This is a genomic window from Teichococcus aerofrigidensis (assembly GCF_054073225.1).
In genome coordinates this window covers 26,997-45,837 of record NZ_JBSXMU010000022.1, presented here as the reverse complement: position 1 = coordinate 45,837, position 18,841 = coordinate 26,997, and the positions used below count along the sequence as shown (strand labels likewise).

Sequence of the window (18,841 nt, the reverse complement as noted above, 5' to 3'; positions counted from 1 at the left end):
GCCGAGCACCGCGCGCGCATTGGGCAGGGTGCGCTCCAGCCCGACATTGCCGCCCGCCACCGTGACCAGCCGCAGGTCCAGCTCCGGCGAGGCCAGGGCCAGCCAGAGCGCGACGGCATCGTCCGTTCCCGGGTCACAGTCGATGAGGACCGCGCGGCTCACCGCCGGCCCCCGGGCGAGGTCGGCGCGATGGCGCCGGGGCGCCGGCCGGTCGTGGCGGGAGGCGGCGGGAGGGAAGCCTCGGGCATGGGCGTGGATGGTCCTGCTTCGGAACGGCCGGCTTCGTTGCGGCGGGCGGCGCAGCATGCCAGTTTGCCCCGCCCCGGGCCACCCGGCCCGCCCGCCCGACGCAGCGAGAGACCCGACCGATGCCCCGCCTCCGCGACCTCCTGCTCGCGGCCGCCCTGGCCGCCACGCCCGCCACCGGCGCCTCGGCGCAGGAGCTGCTGCGGATCGGCATGGAATCCGGCCCGACCAGCCTCGACCCGCACTATGCCAGCATCATCACCAACATCGCCTACAGCCGGCATGTCTTCCAGCCGCTGGTGCAGCAGGACCACCGCCAGGCGCTGCGGCCCGCCATCGCCTCCGAATGGCGCGCCGTCGACGACCTGACCTGGGAATTCCGGCTCGACCCACGCGCCCGCTTCCATGACGGCGCGCCGGTGACGGCGGAGGACGTGGCCTTCACCCTGGGCCGCGCCGGCGACGTGCCGAACTCGCCCTCCTCCTTCCGCGTCTACACCCGTCCCATCCAGGCGGTGGAGGCCGTGGACGCGCAGACGATCCGCATCCGCACCGCGCAGCCGACGCCGCTGCTGCCGAACTACCTCTCCCTCGTCATGATCGTCTCGAGGAAGCATGGCGAGGGCGCCACGACGGCCGACTACAATTCCGGCAAGGCGATGATCGGCACCGGCCCCTACCGCCATGTCTCGTGGCAGCCGGGCAGTCCGCTGGTGGTGGAGCGCAGCGCCGGCTTCGCCGGCCCCGCCCCGGCCTGGTCGCGGGTCGAGTTCAGGCCGCTCGCCAATGCCGGCGCGCGCACCGCGGCGCTGAATGCGGGGGATGTCGACCTGATCGAGATCGTCCCGCCCGACCAGTACAGGACCTTCGCCGCCGATGCCCGCTTCACCGTGGCGCAGAGCCCGTCCAACCGCCTGCTCTTCCTGACGCTCGACAGCGACCGCGAGGACAGCCCGCATGTCCGCGCCCGCGACGGCGGCCCGATCGCCAATCCGCTGCGCGACGCCCGCGTGCGCCGTGCCCTGTCGATGGCGATCAACCGGGAAGCGCTGGTGAGCCGCATCCTGCAGGGCCAGGGCCTGCCGGCCGGAGACCTCGGGCCGGAGGGATATTTCGGCACCTCGCCGGATCTGAAGCCGCAGCCCTATGACCTCGAGGGGGCCAGGAGGCTGCTGGCCGAGGCCGGCCATCCGCAGGGCTTCGCCGTGCAGGTGAACGGGCCGAACGACCGCTTCGTCAACGACGAGCAGGTGGTGCAGGCCATCGCGCAGATGTGGACCCGCCTCGGGCTGGTGGCGACGGTCGAGACGCGGCCGCGCGGGGTCTGGCTCTCCGAGGCGGCGCAGCTCCGGTACTCGGTGAACCTCGCCGGCTTCTCGCCCAATCCCGAGGTGCTCGGCATGCTGGAGACGCAGATCCACAGCTGGAACACCACGCTGGGCCTCGGCACCGCCAATCGCGGCCGCTTCAGCAACACCGACATCGACGGGCTGATCCAGAAGGCGCGGCAGACGATGGACAATGCCGAGCGCGAGCGGCTGACACAGCAGGCGACGCGCGCCGCCATCCGCGACCAGACGGCGCTGATCCCGCTCTACTTCCAGGTCAATACCTGGGCGATGCGGAAGGGCGTCACCTACGAGGCGCGCACGGACGAGATGACCCTCGCGACCAGCGTCGGTCTGGCGCGCTGAGAGACGGGCGGAGCGGCCCCGGCCGGCGCTCGCCGCCCGGCCGCAACCCCGGCGGCCGGCTCGTGTTGCCAAGCGGTCCCGCCGGGCGGTCTCGCCGGGCGGGACCGCGGAAAGGGGAGCGAGGATCATGACCCAGGGCAGTGCCGCGGCGCGCGGCGAGGAGGGCGTGGCGCCCACCGGGCTCGCGCGCTGGCGCATGGTGGGGCCGGGCGTCGTCGTCGCCGTCACCGGGGTGGGCGCCGGCGACCTGGTCGCGACGCTGATCGCCGGCAACCGCTTCGGCTACACGCTGCTCTGGGCGGCCGTGCTCGGCTGCGTCGTCAAGATCGCCATGGCCGAGGGCGTGGGGCGCTGGCACCTCGCCACCGGGCGCACGCTGTTCGAGGGCTGGCGCGACCTCGGCGCCTGGACCTCGGTCTATTTCCTGCTCTACGTCGTGATCTGGGGCTTCGTCTACGGCGCCACGGCGATGTCCTCCACCGGCCTCGCCCTGGCGGCGCTGTTTCCCGTCCTCGATATACGCGGCTGGGCCATCGTCTCCGGCCTGCTCGGCTTCCTCTTCGTGGCGCTCAACCGGTATGCGGTGTTCGAGCGGGTGATGAAGTTCTTCATCGCCCTGATGTTCGTCACCGTGGTCTCGCTCGCCGTGCTGGTCGCCCCGAACATCCCGAACGCGCTCTCCGGCCTGATCCCGCGGTTGCCCGAGGGCGCGGCGATCTACACGCTGGGGCTGATCGGCGGGGTCGGCGGCACCATCACCCTCGCCTCCTATGGCTACTGGGTGAACGCGAAGGGCTGGCGGACGCCGGGCTGGATCCCGATGATGCGCTTCGACAACCAGATCGGCTACATCACCACCGGCATCTTCGTCGTCGCCATGATGATCGTCGGCGCCGAACTGCTCTACAACAGCGGCATCGCGCTGCGCGGCGGTGACCGCGGCCTGCTCGACCTCGACGACGTGCTGCGCGAGCGCCTCGGCCCCTTCGTGGCCACGATGTTCCTGATCGGCTTCGCCGCCACCACCTTCTCCTCCATCCTGGGCGTCTGGCACGGCGTCAGCGTGCTCTTCGCGGACTTCGTGGCGCGGGTGCGCGGCCAGAACCCGGAGGAGGCCGAGCTGGAGCGGAGCTGGGCCTTCCGCGCCTACCTCTTCTGGCTGACCTTCCCGCCCATCTCGCTGCTCTTTCTCGACCGTCCCTTCGCCCTGGTCATCGCCTTCGGCGCGCTCGGCGCCCTCTTCATGCCCTTCCTGGCGCTCACGCTGCTCTGGCTGCTGAACTCGCACCGCGTCCCGCAGGCCTGGCGCAACGGCTGGCTGAGCAATGGCCTGCTGCTGCTGTCCGCCATCCTGTTCCTGATCCTCGCGGGCACGGAGATCGTGAACTTCCTCACCTGATCCCGGCATGCTCGCGGATCGTCGCCTCGTCTGGTAATATGACCAATGAGGTTCGGGCTCCTGCGGGAGGGGTCGCGAAGTCAGCGAGGGAGCCGAGCGAGATGGATGCGGGGAACGGAACCAAGCCGGTGCAGGGCATCGCCCTCTCTCCCCTGGCCCCACCCGCCAACCTGACGGCGGAACTGGTCCGCCGGCTGGCCGCCGAGATCCGCGCCGGACACCTGCGGCCCGGGGATCGGCTGCCGACCGAACAGGCGCTGATGCGCCAGGCCGGCGTCTCCCGCACCGTGGTCCGCGAGGCCGTCGCGGCATTGCGGGCGGAGGGGCTGGTGCTGACCCGCCAGGGCGTCGGCGCTTTCGTCGCCGACCCTTCCACGCGTGGCCAGGTGCGCATCGATCCGGGCGAGATGCGCTCCCTCACCGACATCCTGCAGGTGATCGAGCTGCGCATCGCCATCGAGACGGAGGCCGCGGGCCTCGCCGCCGAGCGGCGGGACAGGGAAGCGATGGAGCGCCTGACCGCCGCTGCGGCCGCATTCGACCGCGCGGTGGAGGCGGGCGAGGGTGCCGTGCGCCAGGACCTCGACTTCCACCGGGCCGTCTTCGCCGCCACCGGCAACAGCTTCTTTCCCCGCTTCCTGGAATTCCTCGGCCCCATGCTCATCCCGCGCCAGACGGTGCGGCCCCAGCTGGAGGATGCCGAGGCCCGCACCGCCTATCTGCAGCGGGTCCAGGAGGAACATGAGCGCATCACGGCCGCGATCGTCGCCGGCAAGGCCGCCGAGGCGCGCACGGCGATGCGCCGCCACCTGACCGCCAGCCGCGACCGCTATGCCAAGCTCGCGGGCCAGCTCGCCGCCGCCGCGGGCTGAGGCGCGGACCGTCAGTCGCGCGGAATGACCGGCAGGTCGGCCAGATAGGCCAGGAGGCTGCGGCCCAGCGCCTCCACATCCTCAATGGTGGTGAATTCATCCGGCGCCCGCGGCAATTGCCCGCGTCGTGACAGCCCACCCATCAGGATCTCTTCCAGGCCCGCCTGCTGGACGAAGCCCAGGGGCGAGGGGGCGAGGCTGCCCCAGCGCCGGAAAGCCTCCTGCCGGAAGCCGAAGCCCCATCCCAGCGCCTGCTGCCAGCGGCCGGCATGGGCGCCGCGATCGGGTTCGGCCACCGGTTCCATGTGTCGCAACACCCGCCCGGTCAGCGTCACGCCCGCCGGCGCATCGCGCAGCGCCGCGCTCAGCTCCGCCAGGGCGGCATGATGGCCCTCCTCCGCGGTGAAGCGGCGCAGCACCGTGATCGTGCAGGATGGCAGGCCGCCGCGCCGGCCCTCGCTGGCGCGCACGGAAACGATGCGCAGGCTGGGCCGCAGCAGCGGCTCGCCTTCCCGCTCGGGCGGGGCGGGAATGGTGGAGCGCCGGGCGGCGACCTCCTCGCGCAGCGCCATCAGCCGGCCGAGCACCGGCCCCCCCGCCTCGGCCGGGGAACCGCCAAGGGCCTGCCCAGGGGCCTGCCCAGGGGCCTTCCCTGGGGCCTGTTCAGGGCTGATGCGGATCTCGTACTCCAGCGCGCCCAGGGCGCCCGCCCAGATCTGCGGCGCCGCGAGACCATCCAGGGCGAGCAGGTGCCCTTCCAGCAGGCCCTGCCCCGCCATGTGCCGCAGCCCGGCATGGCGCTGCTCCCCGTGATCGGCGGTGAAGGCGAGCACGAGGTCGTGGCGCAGCCCGAGGCCCACGGCATCGGCCGCCCGCAGCGCCGCCCAGAGCGCGGCGATGGCGCCTTTGCAACGGGTGGTGCCAAGACCGTAGAGCCGGTTCCCTTGCCGCGTCAGGGCCAGGGGCTCCCGCGTCCAGCCCGTGCCGGCCGCCGCGGTGTCCATGGGCAGGTGGATGGTGCAGGCGGGATGCCCGGTCCGCCGCGCGCCGAGCAGGCTGATGACGGGGCCACGCGGGCAGAGCGCCTCCGGCGTCTCCACCCGGCGCAGCCCGAACCCCAGGGGAGCGAAGAGGTCGCGCAGGGTGTCGCAGAAGAGCTCGCAGCCTCGGTCCGCCGCCGGCGCGGTGTCCACGGCGACCAGGCGCGAGAGCATGTCGATCCAGCCGGTGGCGCCGAGCAGGGGCGCGGCGAGACTCAGGCGGTCGATGCTCCTGTCGTTGGTCAGGATGTCGGTAGTGTCATCCCAGGGCATCCAGGCCGCCCCATTCCCTGCTCGCGGAAAGGCGGCCTGCATCCCCGATGGTGGCGGCGGGCCCTCCCGGACCCTGCCTTATCAAAGGTCAGGAGATCGCAGCAGTCACGCTGCCTTGCTCGCACGGGAACTTGACCAACCGACGCGAAGACCGAAGCTTCGCCAATTACCGGGGATAGGGGCGCCGGCTCCGTTCTATGCCGCCCGGTCGATGGGGAACGAAACGATTCCCCCCCGTCATCGGCTCGACGCGGATATGCGGCTCGTCCGCGTCCGGACGCCGCGCGGCCTCGGCGAAGCGGCCGGCGGCATGACCCGCCACCTCGAACTGCGTCTCGCGCCCGAGGATGCGGATGCGGCCGATGTCATCCCGCTGCACCTGGCCGCGGCGGCACAGGAGGGGCAGGATCCAGCGCGGATCGGCGCGATTGTCGCGGCCGACATTGATGCGGAACCAGACGCCCTCGCCGAGCGGCGCGGCGCCGCGCTCCCGCGCCGGGCGGCGCGGCGCCGCCGGGTGACGCTCGCACTGGCGCCACGCCCTCGCAGGACGCGGCCCCTCCCGCAGCGCCGCCGGCCGCCACGCCGCCACCACAGACCAGTCCAGCGGAGCCCGGTGGCAGGCCGGGCTGACGCGCCATGGCGAGCAAAGCCAGCCTGCGGGGTCTCGACGGTCTGAACTTCTTCATGGCGAATGTTCAGACCGGCTTCGGCCCCTTCGTCGCCGTCTATCTCACCACGCAGGCCTGGACCGAGGTCGAGATCGGCTTCGCGCTCAGCCTCGGCACGCTGACCACCATGCTCAGCCAGGTCCCCGCCGGGGCCCTGGTCGATGCCACCCGGCACAAGCGGCGCGCGGCGGCGCTGGCGCTGCTGGGCATCGCCGCCTCCGCGGTGCTGCTCGCCGCCTGGCCGGCCACGCTGCCGGTGCTGCTGTCCGAGATCCTGCACGGGGTGGCGAGTTGCGTGCTGACGCCGGCGATCGCCGCCATCAGCCTCGCATTGGTCGGCCGACAGGCGCTGGGCGAGCGGCTCGGGCGCAATGCCCGCTTCGCCTCGCTCGGCGGCGCCGTCGCGGCGGGCGGCATGGGGCTGATCGGCACCTATCTCTCCAGCGCCGCGGTCTTCTGGATGACCGCGGCGCTGACCGTGCCCAGCCTGATCTCCCTCGCCTTCATCCGGGAGCGGGACATGGCGGCCGCCATCGCCGCCGCGCAGTCCAGCAGCGGCGAGCGCTCGCGGATCTGGCCCCTGCTGCAGCAGCGCGGCGTCTTCATCTTCGCCGCCTGCGCCATGCTCTTCACGCTCTCCAACGCCGCCATGCTGCCGCTCGCCGGCAGCATGGCCACCCGGCACGCCGGCGACGAGGCCAACCTGATCATCGCGGCGAGCATCGTGGTGCCGCAGCTCGTGGTGGCCGCGATCTCGCCCTGGGTCGGCCGGGTGGCGGAGCTGCGGGGCCGGCGGATCGTGCTGATCATCGGCTTCGCCATGCTGCCCCTGCGCGGCCTCCTGCTGGCGCTGGTCGATCAGCCGGCCGGCCTGGTCTTCATCCAGGCGCTGGACGGCATCAGCGCCGCCGCGCTCGGCGTCATGCTGCCGCTGATCGCCTCCGACCTGACGCGCGGCACCAACCACTTCAATCTCTGCATGGGCATCTTCGGCCTGGCCGTCGGGGTCGGCGGGACGCTGAGCACGACGATGGCCGGCCTGGTGGCGGTCTGGATCGGGTCGGGCGCGGCTTTCGCTCTGCTGGCGGTGATCGGCCTGCTCTGCACCCTCCTCGCCTGGCTCGCCATGCCCGAGACCCGCGAGGAAATTCCGGCCGGAGCCGTGGCGGCCGGCTGAGGGGGGGGCGGATCGCCCGCCCCCGCCCGCTCACTTCTCCTTCTGGTTCTTCAGCAGGTTGCCCTGCTCCCCCGGACCCGTCGTCTTGTCGCCCGGGCGCGTGGTCTCCGCGTCCTTGGTGCTGTGGCCGGTCATCATCCCGGTCAACTTGCCGAGCTTCGGCGCATCCTTGGGCGGTGTCTTCGGATCGTCGGCCATGCCGGTGCTCCTTCCTACGGTGACCGGGGATCAACCGGCACGGCACAGGCAGGGTTGCCTCAGCCCTCCCGGCGAGGGTCCAGGATGTCGTCCACCACGTCGCCCAGCAGGTTCAGCCCCAGCACCGCCAGGGCCAGGGCCACGCCCGGCACCGCGGCCATGTACCAGTGGGTGCGGAGCGCCTCGCGCCCGGCGCCGATCATCGAGCCCCAGCTCACCAGGTTGGGATCGGAGAGGCCGAGGAAGGAGAGCCCCGCCTCGGTCAGCATGGCGGTGGCCATCAGCACCGAGGCGGTGACCAGGATCGGCGACAGGGCGTTCGGCAGCACATGGGCCAGCAGCAGGCGGCTGCTGGAGGCGCCGCAGCAGAGCGCGGCATCGACGAAGTCGCGCGCCCGCACCGCCATGACCTCGGCCCGCGCCAGCCGGGCGATGCCCGGCCAGGAGGTGAGGCCGATCGCCAGGATGACATGGCCGATGGACGGTCCCAGCACCGCCACCACGGCGATGGCGAAGAGGAAGGGCGGCATGGTCTGGAACACCTCGGTCAGCCGCATCAGCAGCATCTCCGCCCGGCCGCCGAGGAAGCCGGCGAGCGCACCGACCGCCGTGCCGATGGTGAGCGACACCGCCGCCGCCGAGAGCCCCACCAGCAGCGAGACGCGGGCGCCGTGGAAGATGCCGCTCGCCAGGTCGCGCCCCATCAGGTCGGTGCCGAGCCAGTAGTCCGGGTCCTGGCCGGGCCAGAGGCTGGGCGTGGCGACCATGTCCAGCGGGTCGTCGGGGTAGAGCCAGGGCGCGGCCAGCGCCATGGCGCCGAGCCCCAGCACCAGCAGCAGGCCGATCAGCCCGTGCGGGGTGAGCAGCAGCCTCCACCCTCGGCTCATGCCGCGCGCACCCGCGGGTCGGCCAGGCCATAGAGCAGATCGACCAGGAAGTTCACCAGCACCACCGTGACCGAGCTGGCCAGCACGATGCCGAGCAGCAGGTTGAGGTCGCGCCGCAGGATGGCGTCGAAGGCGAGGCGCCCGAGGCCAGGCCAGGAGAAGACCGTCTCCACCAGCACGCCGCCGCCGATCAGCGCGCCGGCCTGCAGCCCCACCATGGTCAGCACCGGCAGCAGGGCGTTGCGGCCGGCATGCACCGCATCGACCTGCCAGGGCGAGAGGCCCTTGGCGCGGGCGGTGCGGACATAGTCCTGCTTCAGCGCCGTGAGCATCGAGGCGCGCATCAGCCGGGCATAGAGCGCGGCGTAGAAGAGCGAGAGGGTGCAGACCGGCAGCACCATGTGCCGCGCCGTGTCCAGCGCCAGGGCGAGGCCCGACAGATCGGCGCCGGGGTCGCGCATGCCGCCCACCGGCAGCCACTGCAGCCGGACGCCGAACAGCACGATGCCCATCAGCCCGACCCAGAAGAGCGGCGTCGCATAGGCCAGCAGCACGCCGGCCGAGATGATCCCGTCGAGCCAGCTTCCCGCGCGCCGCGCGGCAAGGCCGCCGAGCAGCATGCCGCTGCCGGAGGCGAGCAGGATGGCGGGCACCATCAGCAGCAGCGTCGCCGGCAGGCGCTCCAGGATCAGCGTCAGCACCGGCAGGCCGAGGCGGTGGGAATGGCCGAGATCGCCGGTGACGACATTGCCGAGATAGTGCAGGAACTGCATCCAGACGGGCTGGTCGAGGCCGAAGCGGGCGCGCAGCTCCGCCATCATCTCCGGCGTCGCCGCGCCCTGTTCGCCGGCCAGCACATCGGCCAGATCGCCGGGCGCCGCCTGCATCAGCAGGAAGTTCACCAGCACCACCCCGAACAGCACCGGCACCGCCTGCACCAGCCGCCGTGCGGCCAGCCAGGCCACGCCGCCCGCCATGCCGCTCAGCCCTCCAGCCAGGCGTGCTTGAGGGAGGAGTAGGCGGCGTCCGGCCCCGTGGCCACGTCGCGCAGGGTCTTGGCGTGCACGGTGAAGAAGTGCAGCTCGATCAGCGGCAGGTTGGGCAGGTCAGTCGCCGCCAGCGCCTGCATCTCGCGGAACAGGCGGGCGCGCTCGGCCGGGTCCACGGCGCGCTGCGCCGCCTCGATCACCTGGTCCATCTCCGGATTGCTGTAGCCCGAGGCATTGGTCCAGGGCGTGCCCTTGTTGATCGCCTTCGACCAGAACAGCCGCTGCACGCCGATCTGAGGATCGGAGAAGGACGAGGCCCAGGAGCTGGAGATGTCGAACTCGTAGTCCGTGAAGACACGGCGCAGGTAGCTCGGCGTGTCCTGGCTGCGCAGTGTCAGGTCGATACCGACGCGGCGCAGCGCCTGCCGCACATACTCGCCCGTGCGGCGGTAGTCATCGCCATAGGGCAGGTAGTCGTGGCTGAGGGCGAAGCGCATGCCGTCCGCGCCACGACGGAAGCCGGCCTCGTCCAGCAGCGCCTCGGCCTTCTTCACGTCGAAGGGATACTTCGGCACGTCCGGATTGTGGAACCGCGTCAGGCTGGACGGCACCGTCGAGACCGCCGGCTTGCCGAAGCCGTGCCAGACGGTCTTGGCGATGATGTCGCGATTGATGGCATGGGCGATCGCCTGCCGCACCCGGCGGTCCTGGAGCTCCGGCTTGCGCAGGTTGAACTCGAGGAACAGCCAGGGCGAGATCCATTCGTAGCCCCGTGTCTCGACGGCGAGGCCGGGCAGGGCGCGCAGCCGCGCCACGTCGCTCAGCGGCACCGGGCTGTAGGGGGCGTACTGCGCCTGCCCGGTCTCCAGCAGGGCCGCGCGCGCCGCCGCGTCGGGGACGATGCGGAAGACGATGCGGTCGAGATAGGGCTTGCCCTCATCCCAGTAGTCCGGGTTGCGCTCCAGGATGATGTGCTCGCCGCGCACCCATTCCCGGAAGCGGAAGGGGCCGGTGCCGACCGGCTTCAGGTTGGCCGGGTTGGCCAGGGCATCGCCGCCCGCATAGATGTGCCTGGGCAGGATCTGCGCCTCATAGGCGTTGAGCGCGCTCAGGATCACCGGCGAGGGTTGCCGCAGGCGCAGCGTGACGGTCAGCGGGTCCGGCGTCTCGACGGCCTCGACGGCGGCGAAGGTGGCGCGACCGCGCGGATGGATCTTCCGCCAGATCTCCTCCAGCGAGAACTTGACGTCCTCCGCGGTGAAGTCCTGGCCGTCATGCCACTTCACGCCCGGCCGCAGGCGGAAGGTGAGCGAGAGACCGTCCGCCGCCAGCGTCCAGCTCTGCGCCAGGCAGGGCTTCAGCGACATGTCCCAGTCGTAGGTGAAGAGGCCGTCGAAGATATTGGTCGAGACCACGCCGGTCGGCGCGCCCGCGTTCAGCGCCGAGACCAGGATCGGCGGCTCGGGCTGCACGATGGCGGTCAGCGTGCCACCGCGGCGCGGCGTGGCGGCGGGCTGGGCGAGCGCCATACGGGAGGGAATTCCAAGGGTGGCGGCGCCCAGGCCGGCGAGCAGGAGGCGGCGGGACATGGCGGGAGGGATCATGGCTTCTGCTCCGCGAGCGGCGAGGGGGGCGGACTATATTCAACGGAATCCGGTCGTCAAACCGCGAAACGCGCATGTCTGGACGCCGAAGCGGCACCTGCACCGATAATTAGCGAGTGAAAATGGTAATAGGGTTTGCAAACCCTATTCGATTGTGTTGAATATGCCCCGTGTTCACCGGGCGGGTCACGCCGCCCCGCGGGGATTTGACCCATGCAGCTTGCACCGCGTCACCAAACGCTAAAGCGCCTTCCATGCTCCGCCTGCGGCGGGACGGGACGGCAGCAGACCTGCCGAATGCGTTGTCGGCGCTGAGCGCCGCCGCATCCCCCTCCCCATCGCAGGAGCCGCCACGACCGGCGGCCGGAGATATCCCATGATCGCTTCCCGTCCCGTCGATGTCGGCGGCCGCTTCGTCGGTGTCGTCGTCGCGTCCCATGACGCCTGGTTCTTCAAGGCCATCGATCCGATCGTCGACGATCTCGATGGCGGCCGCTTCGCCAGCCCCGCCGAGGCGGGCCGGGTGGCCCGGCTGGTGATCGAGCGCCAGCAGAGGGCCCGTCTGGTCCGGGCCCTGCCGGCTCGCCACGCCGCCTGACGGCCTCGCTTCGACGAAGGGCCCTTGGCGAAAGGCTCTTTTCCCGGCGGGGGCGGCGCGTGCAGGATATCGGCACGCCAGTCCTCGCCGCGCTTTCCGCCGAGGAGATGACATGAAACGACGTACCCTGCTGCAGACCGCGGGAGGGGTGGCCCTGGCCGGCCTTTCCGCGCCCGCCCTCCATGCCGAGGGGCGCTGGCCCAACCGGCCGCTCCGCATGATCGTGCCCTACACCCCCGGCGCGGCCACCGACGCCATGGCGCGGCTCGCCGCCCAGAAGCTGCAGGAGCGCCTGGGGGTCGGCGTCGTGGTGGAGAACCGCTCGGGCGGCAGCGGCACGCTGGGGGCCGGGCTGGTCCTGCAGGCCCCGGCCGATGGCTATACCATCATGGGATCGGCCTCGATCCATCCCGTGGCGCGGCAGGTGATGAAGGCGGTGCCCTACGATCCGGTCGCCGATTTCCAGCCGATCGCCCGCACGGCGCGCGGACCCTGCGTGCTGGTGCAGGACAGGCGGTTGCCGCAGCAGACCCTGGCCGAGACCATCGCCGCCGCCCGGGCCGAGCCGGCGCGGTGGAGCTTCGCCACCTCCTCCCTCGGCGCCGCCGGGCACCTCGCCTCGATCGAGTTCAACCGCCTCGCGGGCACTAGCATCGAGATCGTGCCCTATCGCGGTTCGGCCCCGGCGCTGACCGATGTCGCCGCCGGCAATGTCCAGCTGATGTTCGATCCGGCCCTGGCCACGCTGCCGCTGATCCGCGACGGGCAGGTGCGCGGCCTTGGCATCGCGACGCCGGCGCGCACCGAGCTGGCGCCCGAATTGCCGACCCTGGCGGAATCGGGGCTGCCCGGCTTCACCTTCTATTCCTGGTACGGGGTCTGGGCGCCGCGTGGCGTCCCGCGCGAGATCGCCCTGCAGCTCAACGCCGCCATCCTCGATGGCATGCATGAGCCGGAGACGGTCCGGCGCCTCGCCGGCCAGGGGTTCGAGCCGGTGCGGGAATCCATCGACGAGGTGGAGCGCTTCATCGCGGCCGATGTGGCGCGCAGCGCCGAGCTGCTGCGGATTGCCAATTTCGAGCCCGTGTAGTCCTCTGCGGACCCTGCTTCCAGGCCCTCCCCTTCAGGAACCTTCGCATGCCCGTTCAGGCCACCGCCGCCGTCGACCCCGCCGACCATGAGAAGGTCCGCGACTGGTTCCGTGAACTGGCCGAGCATGTGCGCGCGGTGGACTTCGCCGCGGCGCGCCACCTCTTCGCCGAGGACTTCCTCGCCTTCGGCACCTTCACCGATTTCGTCAGCGGCCAGGCGGAAACCGAGGCGAACCAGTGGCGCAGGGTGTGGGGCACGATCGACGGCTTCACCTACCGGCTCGACGGGGTGCGGTCGATCGTCTCGCCGGACCGTCTCTTCGCCATCGGCCTGGGCATCTGGGATTCCACCGGATACCACCCCGACGGCACGCCGTTCGAACGACCCGGCCGCACCACCGTCTCCCTGGCGCGGGAGACGGTGGACGCGCCCTGGGTGGCGACGCATACCCATATGTCGCTCTTCCGCGGCACGCCCGATGTATCGCATGGCGACAGGCCGGCGAAGAGCTGAGGCGCATCCGGCAGGGAGGCCCGCATGACGCGCCCCGCCACTCTGGCCATCCACGCCGCCGCGCCGCCGCGCGCGGCGGGATCGCCGGTCACGCCGCCGCTGGTCGCCGCCACCAGCTTCCACACCGATCCTGACGCGGTGGGCTTCTCCGCCCAGGATCTCGGTGAATCCGCGCCGCATTTCTACACGCGCTGGGGCAATCCGACCGTGGCGCTGCTGGAACAGCGCCTGGCCGCGCTGGAAGGCGGGGAGGCGGGGCTCGCCTTCGCCAGCGGCATGGCGGCCGCGACCGGCCTGTTCCTGCACCGGCTGCAGCCGGGCGCGCATCTGCTGCTCAGCGATGTCTGCTACGCCGGCGTCGCCGAATTCGCGCTCGATACGCTGGCGCGCTACGGCGTGGCGGTCAGCAGCGTGGACATGTCGGACCTCGACGCCGTGGCGGCGGCGATGCGGCCGCAGACCCGGCTGCTGCATGCCGAGGTGCCGGCCAACCCGATCCTGCGCCTGGCCGACATCGCGGCGCTGGCGGAGATCGCGCATCGCGGCGGCGCCGAGCTGTCGGTCGATTCCACCATGGCGACGCCGATCGCCACGCGGCCCCTCGCCCTCGGCGCCGACTGGGTGATCCATTCCCTGACCAAGTATGCCTGCGGCCATGGCGACGCGCTGGGCGGCGCGGTGATCGGCCGCGCCGCGCCGGTCGATGCGCTCCGCAAGGACGCCCTGATCCATTACGGCGGCGCCATCAGCCCCTTCGCCGCTTGGCTGATCCTGCGCGGGCTGGAGACGCTGCCGGCCCGCATGGCGCTGCATGAGAGCAATGCCCGCGCGGTCGCGCAGTTCCTGGAGGGGCATCCCCGCATCGGCAAGGTCTACTGGCCCGGGCTGGGGAGCCATCCGCAGCACGCGCTGGCGCGGCGGCAGATGCGCAATTTCTCAGGCATGGTCAGCTTCACCGCGCCGCAGGACAAGGCCCTGGCGCGGCGCTTCGCGGAACGGCTGCGCGTCGTCACCTACGCGGTCTCGCTCGGCAAGACGCAGAGCCTGCTCTTCCATATTCCCAGCGAGGACATCCTGCGCTCCTCCTTCCGGCTGGAGGGCGCGCGGGCCGAGGCCTACCGCGCCTGGACGGGAAGCGGCACCTTCCGCCTCTCGGTGGGACTCGAGGATTCCGCGGATCTGATCGAGGACCTGGCGCGGGCGCTGGAAGGCTAAGGAAGCGAGGCCGCGGCGCCCGACCCTTTCACCCGGCCCGCAGCCTCTCCTTCAGCGCCGCCACCACCTCGCGCCGCGCCGCGTTCGCCTGGGTCAGCAGCGCCGTCTGCCCGATGAAGCCGTGCGGCATGCCCTCATAGACGGTGAGCCTGTGCTCGACGCCCGCCTCCTGCAGGCGGTTGGCGAGATTCAGGCTGTCGTCCAGCAGGGGATCGAGCGCGGCGGCCTGCAGCAGCAGCGGCGGCAGTCCGGCGAGCCGCGCGTGCAGCGGCGCGGCGCCGGCATCCCGCCGCAGCGCCGGATCGGGGAGGTATCGCGACCAGAACCAGTCCAGCTTGGCGGTGGACAGGCCGAAGCGGCCGTCGCCACGCTCCCGGTGCGAGGGCGTGTCGTGCTCCGCCGAGAGCATGCCATAGACGAGGATGCCGAGCCTCGGCCCGGCCTCGCCGGCGTCGCGCAGCCGCAGCAGGGCGTTGAGCGCCAGGTTGCCGCCGGCGGAATCGTCGCCGACGGCGAGCCGGCTGCCGTCGATGCCGAAACCGCCGGCCGCGTCGCGCAGCCAGCGCAGCGCCGCCAGCACCTGCCCGATGGCGGTGGGATAGGGATGCTCCGGCGCCAGCGCGTATTCGAGACCGACGACGACGACGCCCGCCTCGTCGGCGATCTCGCGCTTCCAGCGGTCGAGGCTGTCGAGATCGCCCACCGCGAAACCGCCGCCATGGATGTGCAGATAGGCCGGCAGCGGCCCGTCCTGGCGCGGGCGGTAGAGGCGCAGTCGCAAGGGCGGGCTGGTGCCGTCCAGCCGGTGCTCGACGGTCTCCACGGCCGGCCCGCCCTGGTTCAGGAACCGCTGATAGGCCCGCGTCGCCGCGCGCGCCTCCGCGATCGGCTGGGTCAGCACATCGCCGTTGCTGACGCCGGCCTCCTTCAGGCGGCCCTGGGCGACGGCCAGCTCCGCATCGGGCTTCAGGACGGGTGCGATCATCGGCATCTCCCTGGATCTGCGCCGCGTGAGGGAATCCGGCTTACACCGCGCCTTCGGCGCTGCCCAGGAGGGGCGGCGCGCGGAAGGGTTCGTCCCAGGCGAAAGGCTCGCGGATGGCCTCGGCGAGATGGTCGATCAGCCGCCGCACCTTGAGCGGCAGGGCGGGGGTGGGTGGCCAGACCAGCTGGATGTCGTCCGACACCGGCGTCCAGCCGGGGATATGGACCGGGATGAGCCGCCCCTGCCGCACCCGGTCGGCGACCAGGAAGGTGGGCAGGACGATCAGCCCGAGGCCGGCGCAGGCCGCGTCCATCAGCGCCTCGCCCGTATTGGCCGTGAGCCGGCCGCGCAGCACCAGGGAGCGCTCCTCGCCCTCCGGCGCCGCGCTGCGGGCGAAGCGCCAGAGGTGGCCGGCGGCGATATTGGCGTAGCCCAGGCAGGAGTGCTGGGCGAGCGCCTCCAGCCGGTCCGGCAGGCCGTGCTGCGCCGCGTAATCGGGACTGCAGCAGAGCGCCCGGTGGCTGCGGCCGAGGCGGCGGCTGCGCAGCGCGGAATCCACCAGCCTGCCGGTGCGGAGCGCCAGGTCGTGGCCGCCGCCCAGAAGATCGACATGCCGGTCGTCGAGATCGAGGGCGATCTCGACATGCGGCCATTGCCGCATGAAGCCGGCGATCACGGGGCCGAGGCTCAGGGCGCCGCCGCCGAAGCTGAGCGGGGCGGCCAGACGGATTAGCCCGCGCAGGGCGCCCGACTGCGCCATCACGTCGTCGGCGACGGTGTCGAGCTGCGCCAGCACCGCGCGCGCCCGTTCCGCCAGCAGGGCGCCGGTCTCGGTGGGCGTCATCTGGCGCGGCGCCCGGTTCAGCAACTTGGTCGAGAGCTGCAACTCGAGCTGCGCGATGCGTTTGCTCACCACGGATTTGGCGAGGCCGAGACGGGCGGCGGCGGCGGTGACGGTGCCGCTGTCCACCACCTGCAGGAAGGTTGCCAGGGCTTCGATATCCGGCCGCATCGTTTCCATCTAACGAACGATGGGTTTCCCATCAACCGCTTGAGTGCGACGCCGCGCGAACGCACCTTGGGACCACAGCGAGAAAGGGTTCTCCCGCATGAGCAAGATCCTGGTCCTTTACTACTCCTCATACGGCCATATCGAGACCATGGCGCAGGCCGTGGCCGAGGGTGCCCGCCAGGTGGCGGGGACCGAGGTGGTGATCAAGCGCGTGCCGGAGACGGCGCCGGAGGAGGTCGCGAAGGCGGCCCACTTCAAGCTCGACCAGGCGGCGCCGATCGCGACCGTGGCCGAGCTGCCGGACTATGACGCCATCATCCTCGGCACGCCCACCCGCTTCGGCCGCATGGCCTCGCAGATGGCGAGCTTCCTCGACCAGACCGGCGGGCTGTGGTTCCAGGACAAGCTGGTGGGCAAGGTCGGCTCGGTCTTCACCTCCACCGCCAGCCAGCATGGCGGGCAGGAGACCACGCTGGTCTCCAACATGGTCAACCTGCTGCACTACGGCATGGTCGTGGTCGGGTTGCCCTACAGCGAGAAGCGGCTGACCGACATCACCGCGGTGAACGGCGGCACGCCCTACGGCGCCACCACCATCGCCAATGGCGACGGCTCGCGCCAGCCGAGCGAGGCCGAGCTGGAGATGGCGAAGTTCCAGGGCCGCCACGTCGCCGAGGTGACCAACGCGCTGGTGAAGGGCCGCGCCGGATAGCCGGCCCGTCCGGGGGCGCAGCCGCGTCCCCGGAACCTCAGGACAGGAGGACTGCCATGCAGCTCCACGGGATCCATCACCTGACCGCCGTCTCGGCCGATGCGCCGGGCAACCACGACTTCTACACCCGCGTGCTGGGCATGCGCCTGGTGAAGAAGACGGTGAACCAGGACGACACCAGCGCCTATCATCTCTTCTACGCCGATGGCATTGCCTCGCCCGGCAGCGACCTCACCTTCTTCGACTGGCCGGCCCCGCCCGAGCGGCGCGGCACCGGCAGCATCGTCCGGACCGCGCTGCGCGTCTCCGGCGAGGCGGCCCTGCGGGCCTGGGCGAAGCGGCTCGAGGCGGCGGGCGTGCGCGCCGGGCCGCTGGGCGAGTTCGACGGCCGGCTGCGGATCGAGTTCGAGGACCCGGAGGGCCAACGGCTCACCCTGCTGGACGATGGCGGCGCCGGGGAGGCCCACCCCTGGGCGAAGAGCCCGGTGCCGGCGGCGGAGCAGATCCGTGGCCTCGGCCCGATCACCATCAGCGTGCCGGACCTGCGGCGCTCCGAGCCCTTCCTGACGGAGGTGCTGCAGATGCGGCGCGGCCGCGCCTACCGGACCGGGGACACCCAGCCGGTGGAGGTGCAGGTCTTCGAGATGGGCGAGGGCGGCCCCGCGGCGGAGCTTCACGTCCGCGTCGAGCCGCACCTGCCGCGCGCGACGCCGGGAGCCGGCGGGGTGCATCACGTCGCCTTCCGGGTGCGTGACGAGGAATATGGCTACTGGGTCGATCGCTACACCAAGCTCGGCCTGCGCTCCTCGGGGCCGGTGGACCGCTTCTGGTTCCGCAGCCTCTACGTGCGTGAGCCCTCGGGCATTCTCTATGAGCTGGCGACGGACGGTCCGGGCTTCGCGACCGACGAGCCGATGGACCGGCTGGGCGAGACCCTCTCCCTGCCGCCCTTCCTGGAGTCGCAGCGCGCCGCCATCGAGCGGGGGCTGAAGCCGCTATGAGCGGCGGGACGGGGCTGCTGGCCGGCGGCACGGGGCCGCATGCCAACCGGCCGGTGGCCCTGGCCGGAGCTCCCCTGGCCAGCGCCGCCGCGGCGCTGATCCTGGTGCACGGGCGCGGCGGCGGGCCGGAGGACATGCTGGCATTGGGGCGGGAGCTGGCGCCGCCGGGCATGGCGCTGCTGGCGCCGGAGGCGGCGGGCCACAGCTGGTATCCCCACCGCTTCATCGAGCCCACGGCGCGCAACGAGCCCTGGCTCTCCTCGGCGCTCTCGGTCCTGGCGGACGTGCTGCCGCGGACGGGCCTGCCACCGGAGAAGGTGGCGGTCCTGGGCTTCTCCCAGGGAGCCTGCCTGGCGCTGGAATTCCTCGCCCGCCGCCGGGCCCCGCTCGGCGCCGCCATCGGCTTCAGCGGCGGGCTGATCGGCGACCGGCTCGGCCCGGTGCCGAGCGAGGAGGCGCTGGCCGGAATGCCGGTCCTGCTTGGCTGCAGCCGGCTCGATCCGCATATCCCGGAGCGCCGGGTGCTGGAGACGGAGGCGCATCTGCGGGGCCTGGGCGCCGCCGTGACCACGCGCCTCTATCCCGGCGGCTTCCACGGGGTGAACCAGGAGGAGGCGGCGCTGGCCCGGACCCTGCTCGCGACGCTCACCGCCGGCTGAGCCG

The 18,841-nt window shown here is 72.0% G+C and carries 20 protein-coding genes; 11 read left to right on the top strand and 9 right to left on the bottom strand.

The window, feature by feature from the left end; genetic code table 11:
- Window positions 1-306: nucleoside hydrolase (locus ACVMLK_RS07485; RefSeq protein ID WP_457486037.1), on the bottom strand; the 306-nt coding region annotated here is incomplete at its 3' end.
- A 62-nt stretch (window positions 307-368) separates the two neighbouring features.
- Here ACVMLK_RS07485 and ACVMLK_RS07480 point away from each other — a divergent pair.
- From ACVMLK_RS07480 to ACVMLK_RS07470, 3 genes are all read left to right on the top strand, one after another.
- Complete coding sequence (locus ACVMLK_RS07480) at window positions 369-1,940, top strand: ABC transporter substrate-binding protein (protein ID WP_457486036.1); 1,572 nt, start codon at window positions 369-371, stop codon at window positions 1,938-1,940.
- Between the two features lie 127 nt (window positions 1,941-2,067).
- Window positions 2,068-3,339, top strand: a complete 1,272-nt coding sequence (locus tag ACVMLK_RS07475) for an Nramp family divalent metal transporter (RefSeq protein WP_198364739.1) — start codon at window positions 2,068-2,070, stop codon at window positions 3,337-3,339.
- Between the two features lie 101 nt (window positions 3,340-3,440).
- Window positions 3,441-4,211, top strand: a complete 771-nt coding sequence (locus ACVMLK_RS07470; RefSeq protein WP_198364738.1) for a FadR/GntR family transcriptional regulator — start codon at window positions 3,441-3,443, stop codon at window positions 4,209-4,211.
- An 11-nt stretch (window positions 4,212-4,222) separates the two neighbouring features.
- Here ACVMLK_RS07470 and ACVMLK_RS07465 read toward each other — a convergent pair whose 3' ends face one another.
- Together ACVMLK_RS07465 and ACVMLK_RS07460 are read right to left on the bottom strand one after the other, a co-directional pair.
- Window positions 4,223-5,524: a M20/M25/M40 family metallo-hydrolase gene (locus tag ACVMLK_RS07465; RefSeq protein ID WP_457486035.1), complete on the bottom strand. Its 1,302-nt coding sequence runs from the start codon at window positions 5,522-5,524 to the stop codon at window positions 4,223-4,225.
- 166 nt (window positions 5,525-5,690) lie between these two features.
- Complete coding sequence (locus ACVMLK_RS07460; RefSeq protein WP_457486034.1) at window positions 5,691-6,116, bottom strand: DbpA RNA binding domain-containing protein; 426 nt, start codon at window positions 6,114-6,116, stop codon at window positions 5,691-5,693.
- 47 nt (window positions 6,117-6,163) lie between these two features.
- Between ACVMLK_RS07460 and ACVMLK_RS07455 the strand changes: the two genes are divergently transcribed.
- Window positions 6,164-7,372, top strand: coding sequence for an MFS transporter (locus ACVMLK_RS07455; protein WP_198366787.1), 1,209 nt, complete (start codon window positions 6,164-6,166; stop codon window positions 7,370-7,372).
- A 30-nt stretch (window positions 7,373-7,402) separates the two neighbouring features.
- Here the strand turns inward: ACVMLK_RS07455 and ACVMLK_RS07450 are convergent, their stop codons facing one another.
- The 4 genes from ACVMLK_RS07450 to ACVMLK_RS07435 are packed head-to-tail and all read right to left on the bottom strand — an operon-like array spanning window position 7,403 to window position 11,035.
- Window positions 7,403-7,570 (bottom strand): hypothetical protein, encoded by a 168-nt coding sequence (locus ACVMLK_RS07450; RefSeq protein WP_457486033.1) that lies wholly within the window; start codon window positions 7,568-7,570, stop codon window positions 7,403-7,405.
- A 59-nt stretch (window positions 7,571-7,629) separates the two neighbouring features.
- Window positions 7,630-8,457, bottom strand: coding sequence for an ABC transporter permease (locus tag ACVMLK_RS07445; protein ID WP_457486032.1), 828 nt, complete (start codon window positions 8,455-8,457; stop codon window positions 7,630-7,632).
- Window positions 8,454-9,434, bottom strand: a complete 981-nt coding sequence (locus ACVMLK_RS07440; protein WP_198366784.1) for an ABC transporter permease — start codon at window positions 9,432-9,434, stop codon at window positions 8,454-8,456. The genes ACVMLK_RS07445 and ACVMLK_RS07440 overlap by 4 nt, the downstream gene beginning before the upstream one ends.
- A 5-nt stretch (window positions 9,435-9,439) precedes the next feature.
- On the bottom strand, window positions 9,440-11,035 hold the full coding sequence (locus ACVMLK_RS07435; RefSeq protein ID WP_457486031.1) for an ABC transporter substrate-binding protein: 1,596 nt from the start codon (window positions 11,033-11,035) through the stop codon (window positions 9,440-9,442).
- Window positions 11,036-11,426: 391 nt separating this feature from the next.
- On the opposite strand from ACVMLK_RS07435, the gene ACVMLK_RS07430 reads away from it, so the two are divergent.
- The 4 genes from ACVMLK_RS07430 to ACVMLK_RS07415 all read left to right on the top strand — a co-directional run bounded on the left by ACVMLK_RS07430 (window position 11,427) and on the right by ACVMLK_RS07415 (window position 14,468).
- Entirely contained in the window at window positions 11,427-11,648 is a 222-nt protein-coding gene (locus ACVMLK_RS07430) for a hypothetical protein (RefSeq protein ID WP_198366782.1), read from the top strand.
- Window positions 11,649-11,760: 112 nt separating this feature from the next.
- The gene (locus ACVMLK_RS07425) at window positions 11,761-12,738 is read left to right on the top strand and encodes a Bug family tripartite tricarboxylate transporter substrate binding protein (protein ID WP_198366781.1); all 978 of its coding nucleotides are present in this window, start codon (window positions 11,761-11,763) and stop codon (window positions 12,736-12,738) included.
- A gap of 47 nt (window positions 12,739-12,785) precedes the next feature.
- On the top strand, window positions 12,786-13,253 hold the full coding sequence (locus ACVMLK_RS07420; RefSeq protein ID WP_457486030.1) for a YybH family protein: 468 nt from the start codon (window positions 12,786-12,788) through the stop codon (window positions 13,251-13,253).
- Window positions 13,254-13,277: 24 nt separating this feature from the next.
- Complete coding sequence (locus tag ACVMLK_RS07415; protein WP_198366779.1) at window positions 13,278-14,468, top strand: trans-sulfuration enzyme family protein; 1,191 nt, start codon at window positions 13,278-13,280, stop codon at window positions 14,466-14,468.
- Window positions 14,469-14,496: 28 nt separating this feature from the next.
- On the opposite strand, the gene ACVMLK_RS07410 is transcribed toward ACVMLK_RS07415, so the two are convergent.
- Entirely contained in the window at window positions 14,497-15,453 is a 957-nt protein-coding gene (locus ACVMLK_RS07410) for an alpha/beta hydrolase (RefSeq protein WP_457486029.1), read from the bottom strand.
- 40 nt (window positions 15,454-15,493) lie between these two features.
- On the bottom strand, window positions 15,494-16,465 hold the full coding sequence (locus ACVMLK_RS07405) for a LysR family transcriptional regulator (RefSeq protein ID WP_457486028.1): 972 nt from the start codon (window positions 16,463-16,465) through the stop codon (window positions 15,494-15,496).
- A 97-nt stretch (window positions 16,466-16,562) separates the two neighbouring features.
- Here ACVMLK_RS07405 and wrbA point away from each other — a divergent pair, with 97 nt between their 5' ends.
- Genes wrbA through ACVMLK_RS07390 form a run of 3 tightly spaced genes read left to right on the top strand, consistent with a single transcriptional unit; the run spans window position 16,563 to window position 18,837 of the window.
- The gene (gene wrbA, locus ACVMLK_RS07400) at window positions 16,563-17,177 is read left to right on the top strand and encodes an NAD(P)H:quinone oxidoreductase (RefSeq protein ID WP_198366776.1); all 615 of its coding nucleotides are present in this window, start codon (window positions 16,563-16,565) and stop codon (window positions 17,175-17,177) included.
- Between the two features lie 56 nt (window positions 17,178-17,233).
- On the top strand, window positions 17,234-18,178 hold the full coding sequence (locus tag ACVMLK_RS07395; protein WP_457486027.1) for a ring-cleaving dioxygenase: 945 nt from the start codon (window positions 17,234-17,236) through the stop codon (window positions 18,176-18,178).
- Window positions 18,175-18,837: an alpha/beta hydrolase gene (locus tag ACVMLK_RS07390; RefSeq protein WP_457486026.1), complete on the top strand. Its 663-nt coding sequence runs from the start codon at window positions 18,175-18,177 to the stop codon at window positions 18,835-18,837. Before ACVMLK_RS07395 ends, ACVMLK_RS07390 begins: the two co-directional genes overlap by 4 nt.
- Window positions 18,838-18,841: the final 4 nt, after the last annotated feature.

What these genes read in the sequence shown, in the direction of transcription:
- ACVMLK_RS07480 (WP_457486036.1), top strand. Translation starts at nt 369, where the DNA reads ATGCCCCGCCTCCGCGACCTCCTGCTCGCGGCCGCCCTGGCCGCCACG.
- ACVMLK_RS07475 (WP_198364739.1), top strand. Translation starts at nt 2,068, where the DNA reads ATGACCCAGGGCAGTGCCGCGGCGCGCGGCGAGGAGGGCGTGGCGCCC.
- ACVMLK_RS07470 (WP_198364738.1), top strand. Translation starts at nt 3,441, where the DNA reads ATGGATGCGGGGAACGGAACCAAGCCGGTGCAGGGCATCGCCCTCTCT.
- ACVMLK_RS07465 (WP_457486035.1), bottom strand. Translation starts at nt 5,524, where the DNA reads ATGCCCTGGGATGACACTACCGACATCCTGACCAACGACAGGAGCATC.
- ACVMLK_RS07455 (WP_198366787.1), top strand. Translation starts at nt 6,164, where the DNA reads ATGGCGAGCAAAGCCAGCCTGCGGGGTCTCGACGGTCTGAACTTCTTC.
- ACVMLK_RS07450 (WP_457486033.1), bottom strand. Translation starts at nt 7,570, where the DNA reads ATGGCCGACGATCCGAAGACACCGCCCAAGGATGCGCCGAAGCTCGGC.
- ACVMLK_RS07445 (WP_457486032.1), bottom strand. Translation starts at nt 8,457, where the DNA reads ATGAGCCGAGGGTGGAGGCTGCTGCTCACCCCGCACGGGCTGATCGGC.
- ACVMLK_RS07440 (WP_198366784.1), bottom strand. Translation starts at nt 9,434, where the DNA reads ATGGCGGGCGGCGTGGCCTGGCTGGCCGCACGGCGGCTGGTGCAGGCG.
- ACVMLK_RS07435 (WP_457486031.1), bottom strand. Translation starts at nt 11,035, where the DNA reads ATGTCCCGCCGCCTCCTGCTCGCCGGCCTGGGCGCCGCCACCCTTGGA.
- ACVMLK_RS07430 (WP_198366782.1), top strand. Translation starts at nt 11,427, where the DNA reads ATGATCGCTTCCCGTCCCGTCGATGTCGGCGGCCGCTTCGTCGGTGTC.
- ACVMLK_RS07425 (WP_198366781.1), top strand. Translation starts at nt 11,761, where the DNA reads ATGAAACGACGTACCCTGCTGCAGACCGCGGGAGGGGTGGCCCTGGCC.
- ACVMLK_RS07420 (WP_457486030.1), top strand. Translation starts at nt 12,786, where the DNA reads ATGCCCGTTCAGGCCACCGCCGCCGTCGACCCCGCCGACCATGAGAAG.
- ACVMLK_RS07415 (WP_198366779.1), top strand. Translation starts at nt 13,278, where the DNA reads ATGACGCGCCCCGCCACTCTGGCCATCCACGCCGCCGCGCCGCCGCGC.
- ACVMLK_RS07410 (WP_457486029.1), bottom strand. Translation starts at nt 15,453, where the DNA reads ATGATCGCACCCGTCCTGAAGCCCGATGCGGAGCTGGCCGTCGCCCAG.
- ACVMLK_RS07405 (WP_457486028.1), bottom strand. Translation starts at nt 16,465, where the DNA reads ATGCGGCCGGATATCGAAGCCCTGGCAACCTTCCTGCAGGTGGTGGAC.
- wrbA (WP_198366776.1), top strand. Translation starts at nt 16,563, where the DNA reads ATGAGCAAGATCCTGGTCCTTTACTACTCCTCATACGGCCATATCGAG.
- ACVMLK_RS07395 (WP_457486027.1), top strand. Translation starts at nt 17,234, where the DNA reads ATGCAGCTCCACGGGATCCATCACCTGACCGCCGTCTCGGCCGATGCG.
- ACVMLK_RS07390 (WP_457486026.1), top strand. Translation starts at nt 18,175, where the DNA reads ATGAGCGGCGGGACGGGGCTGCTGGCCGGCGGCACGGGGCCGCATGCC.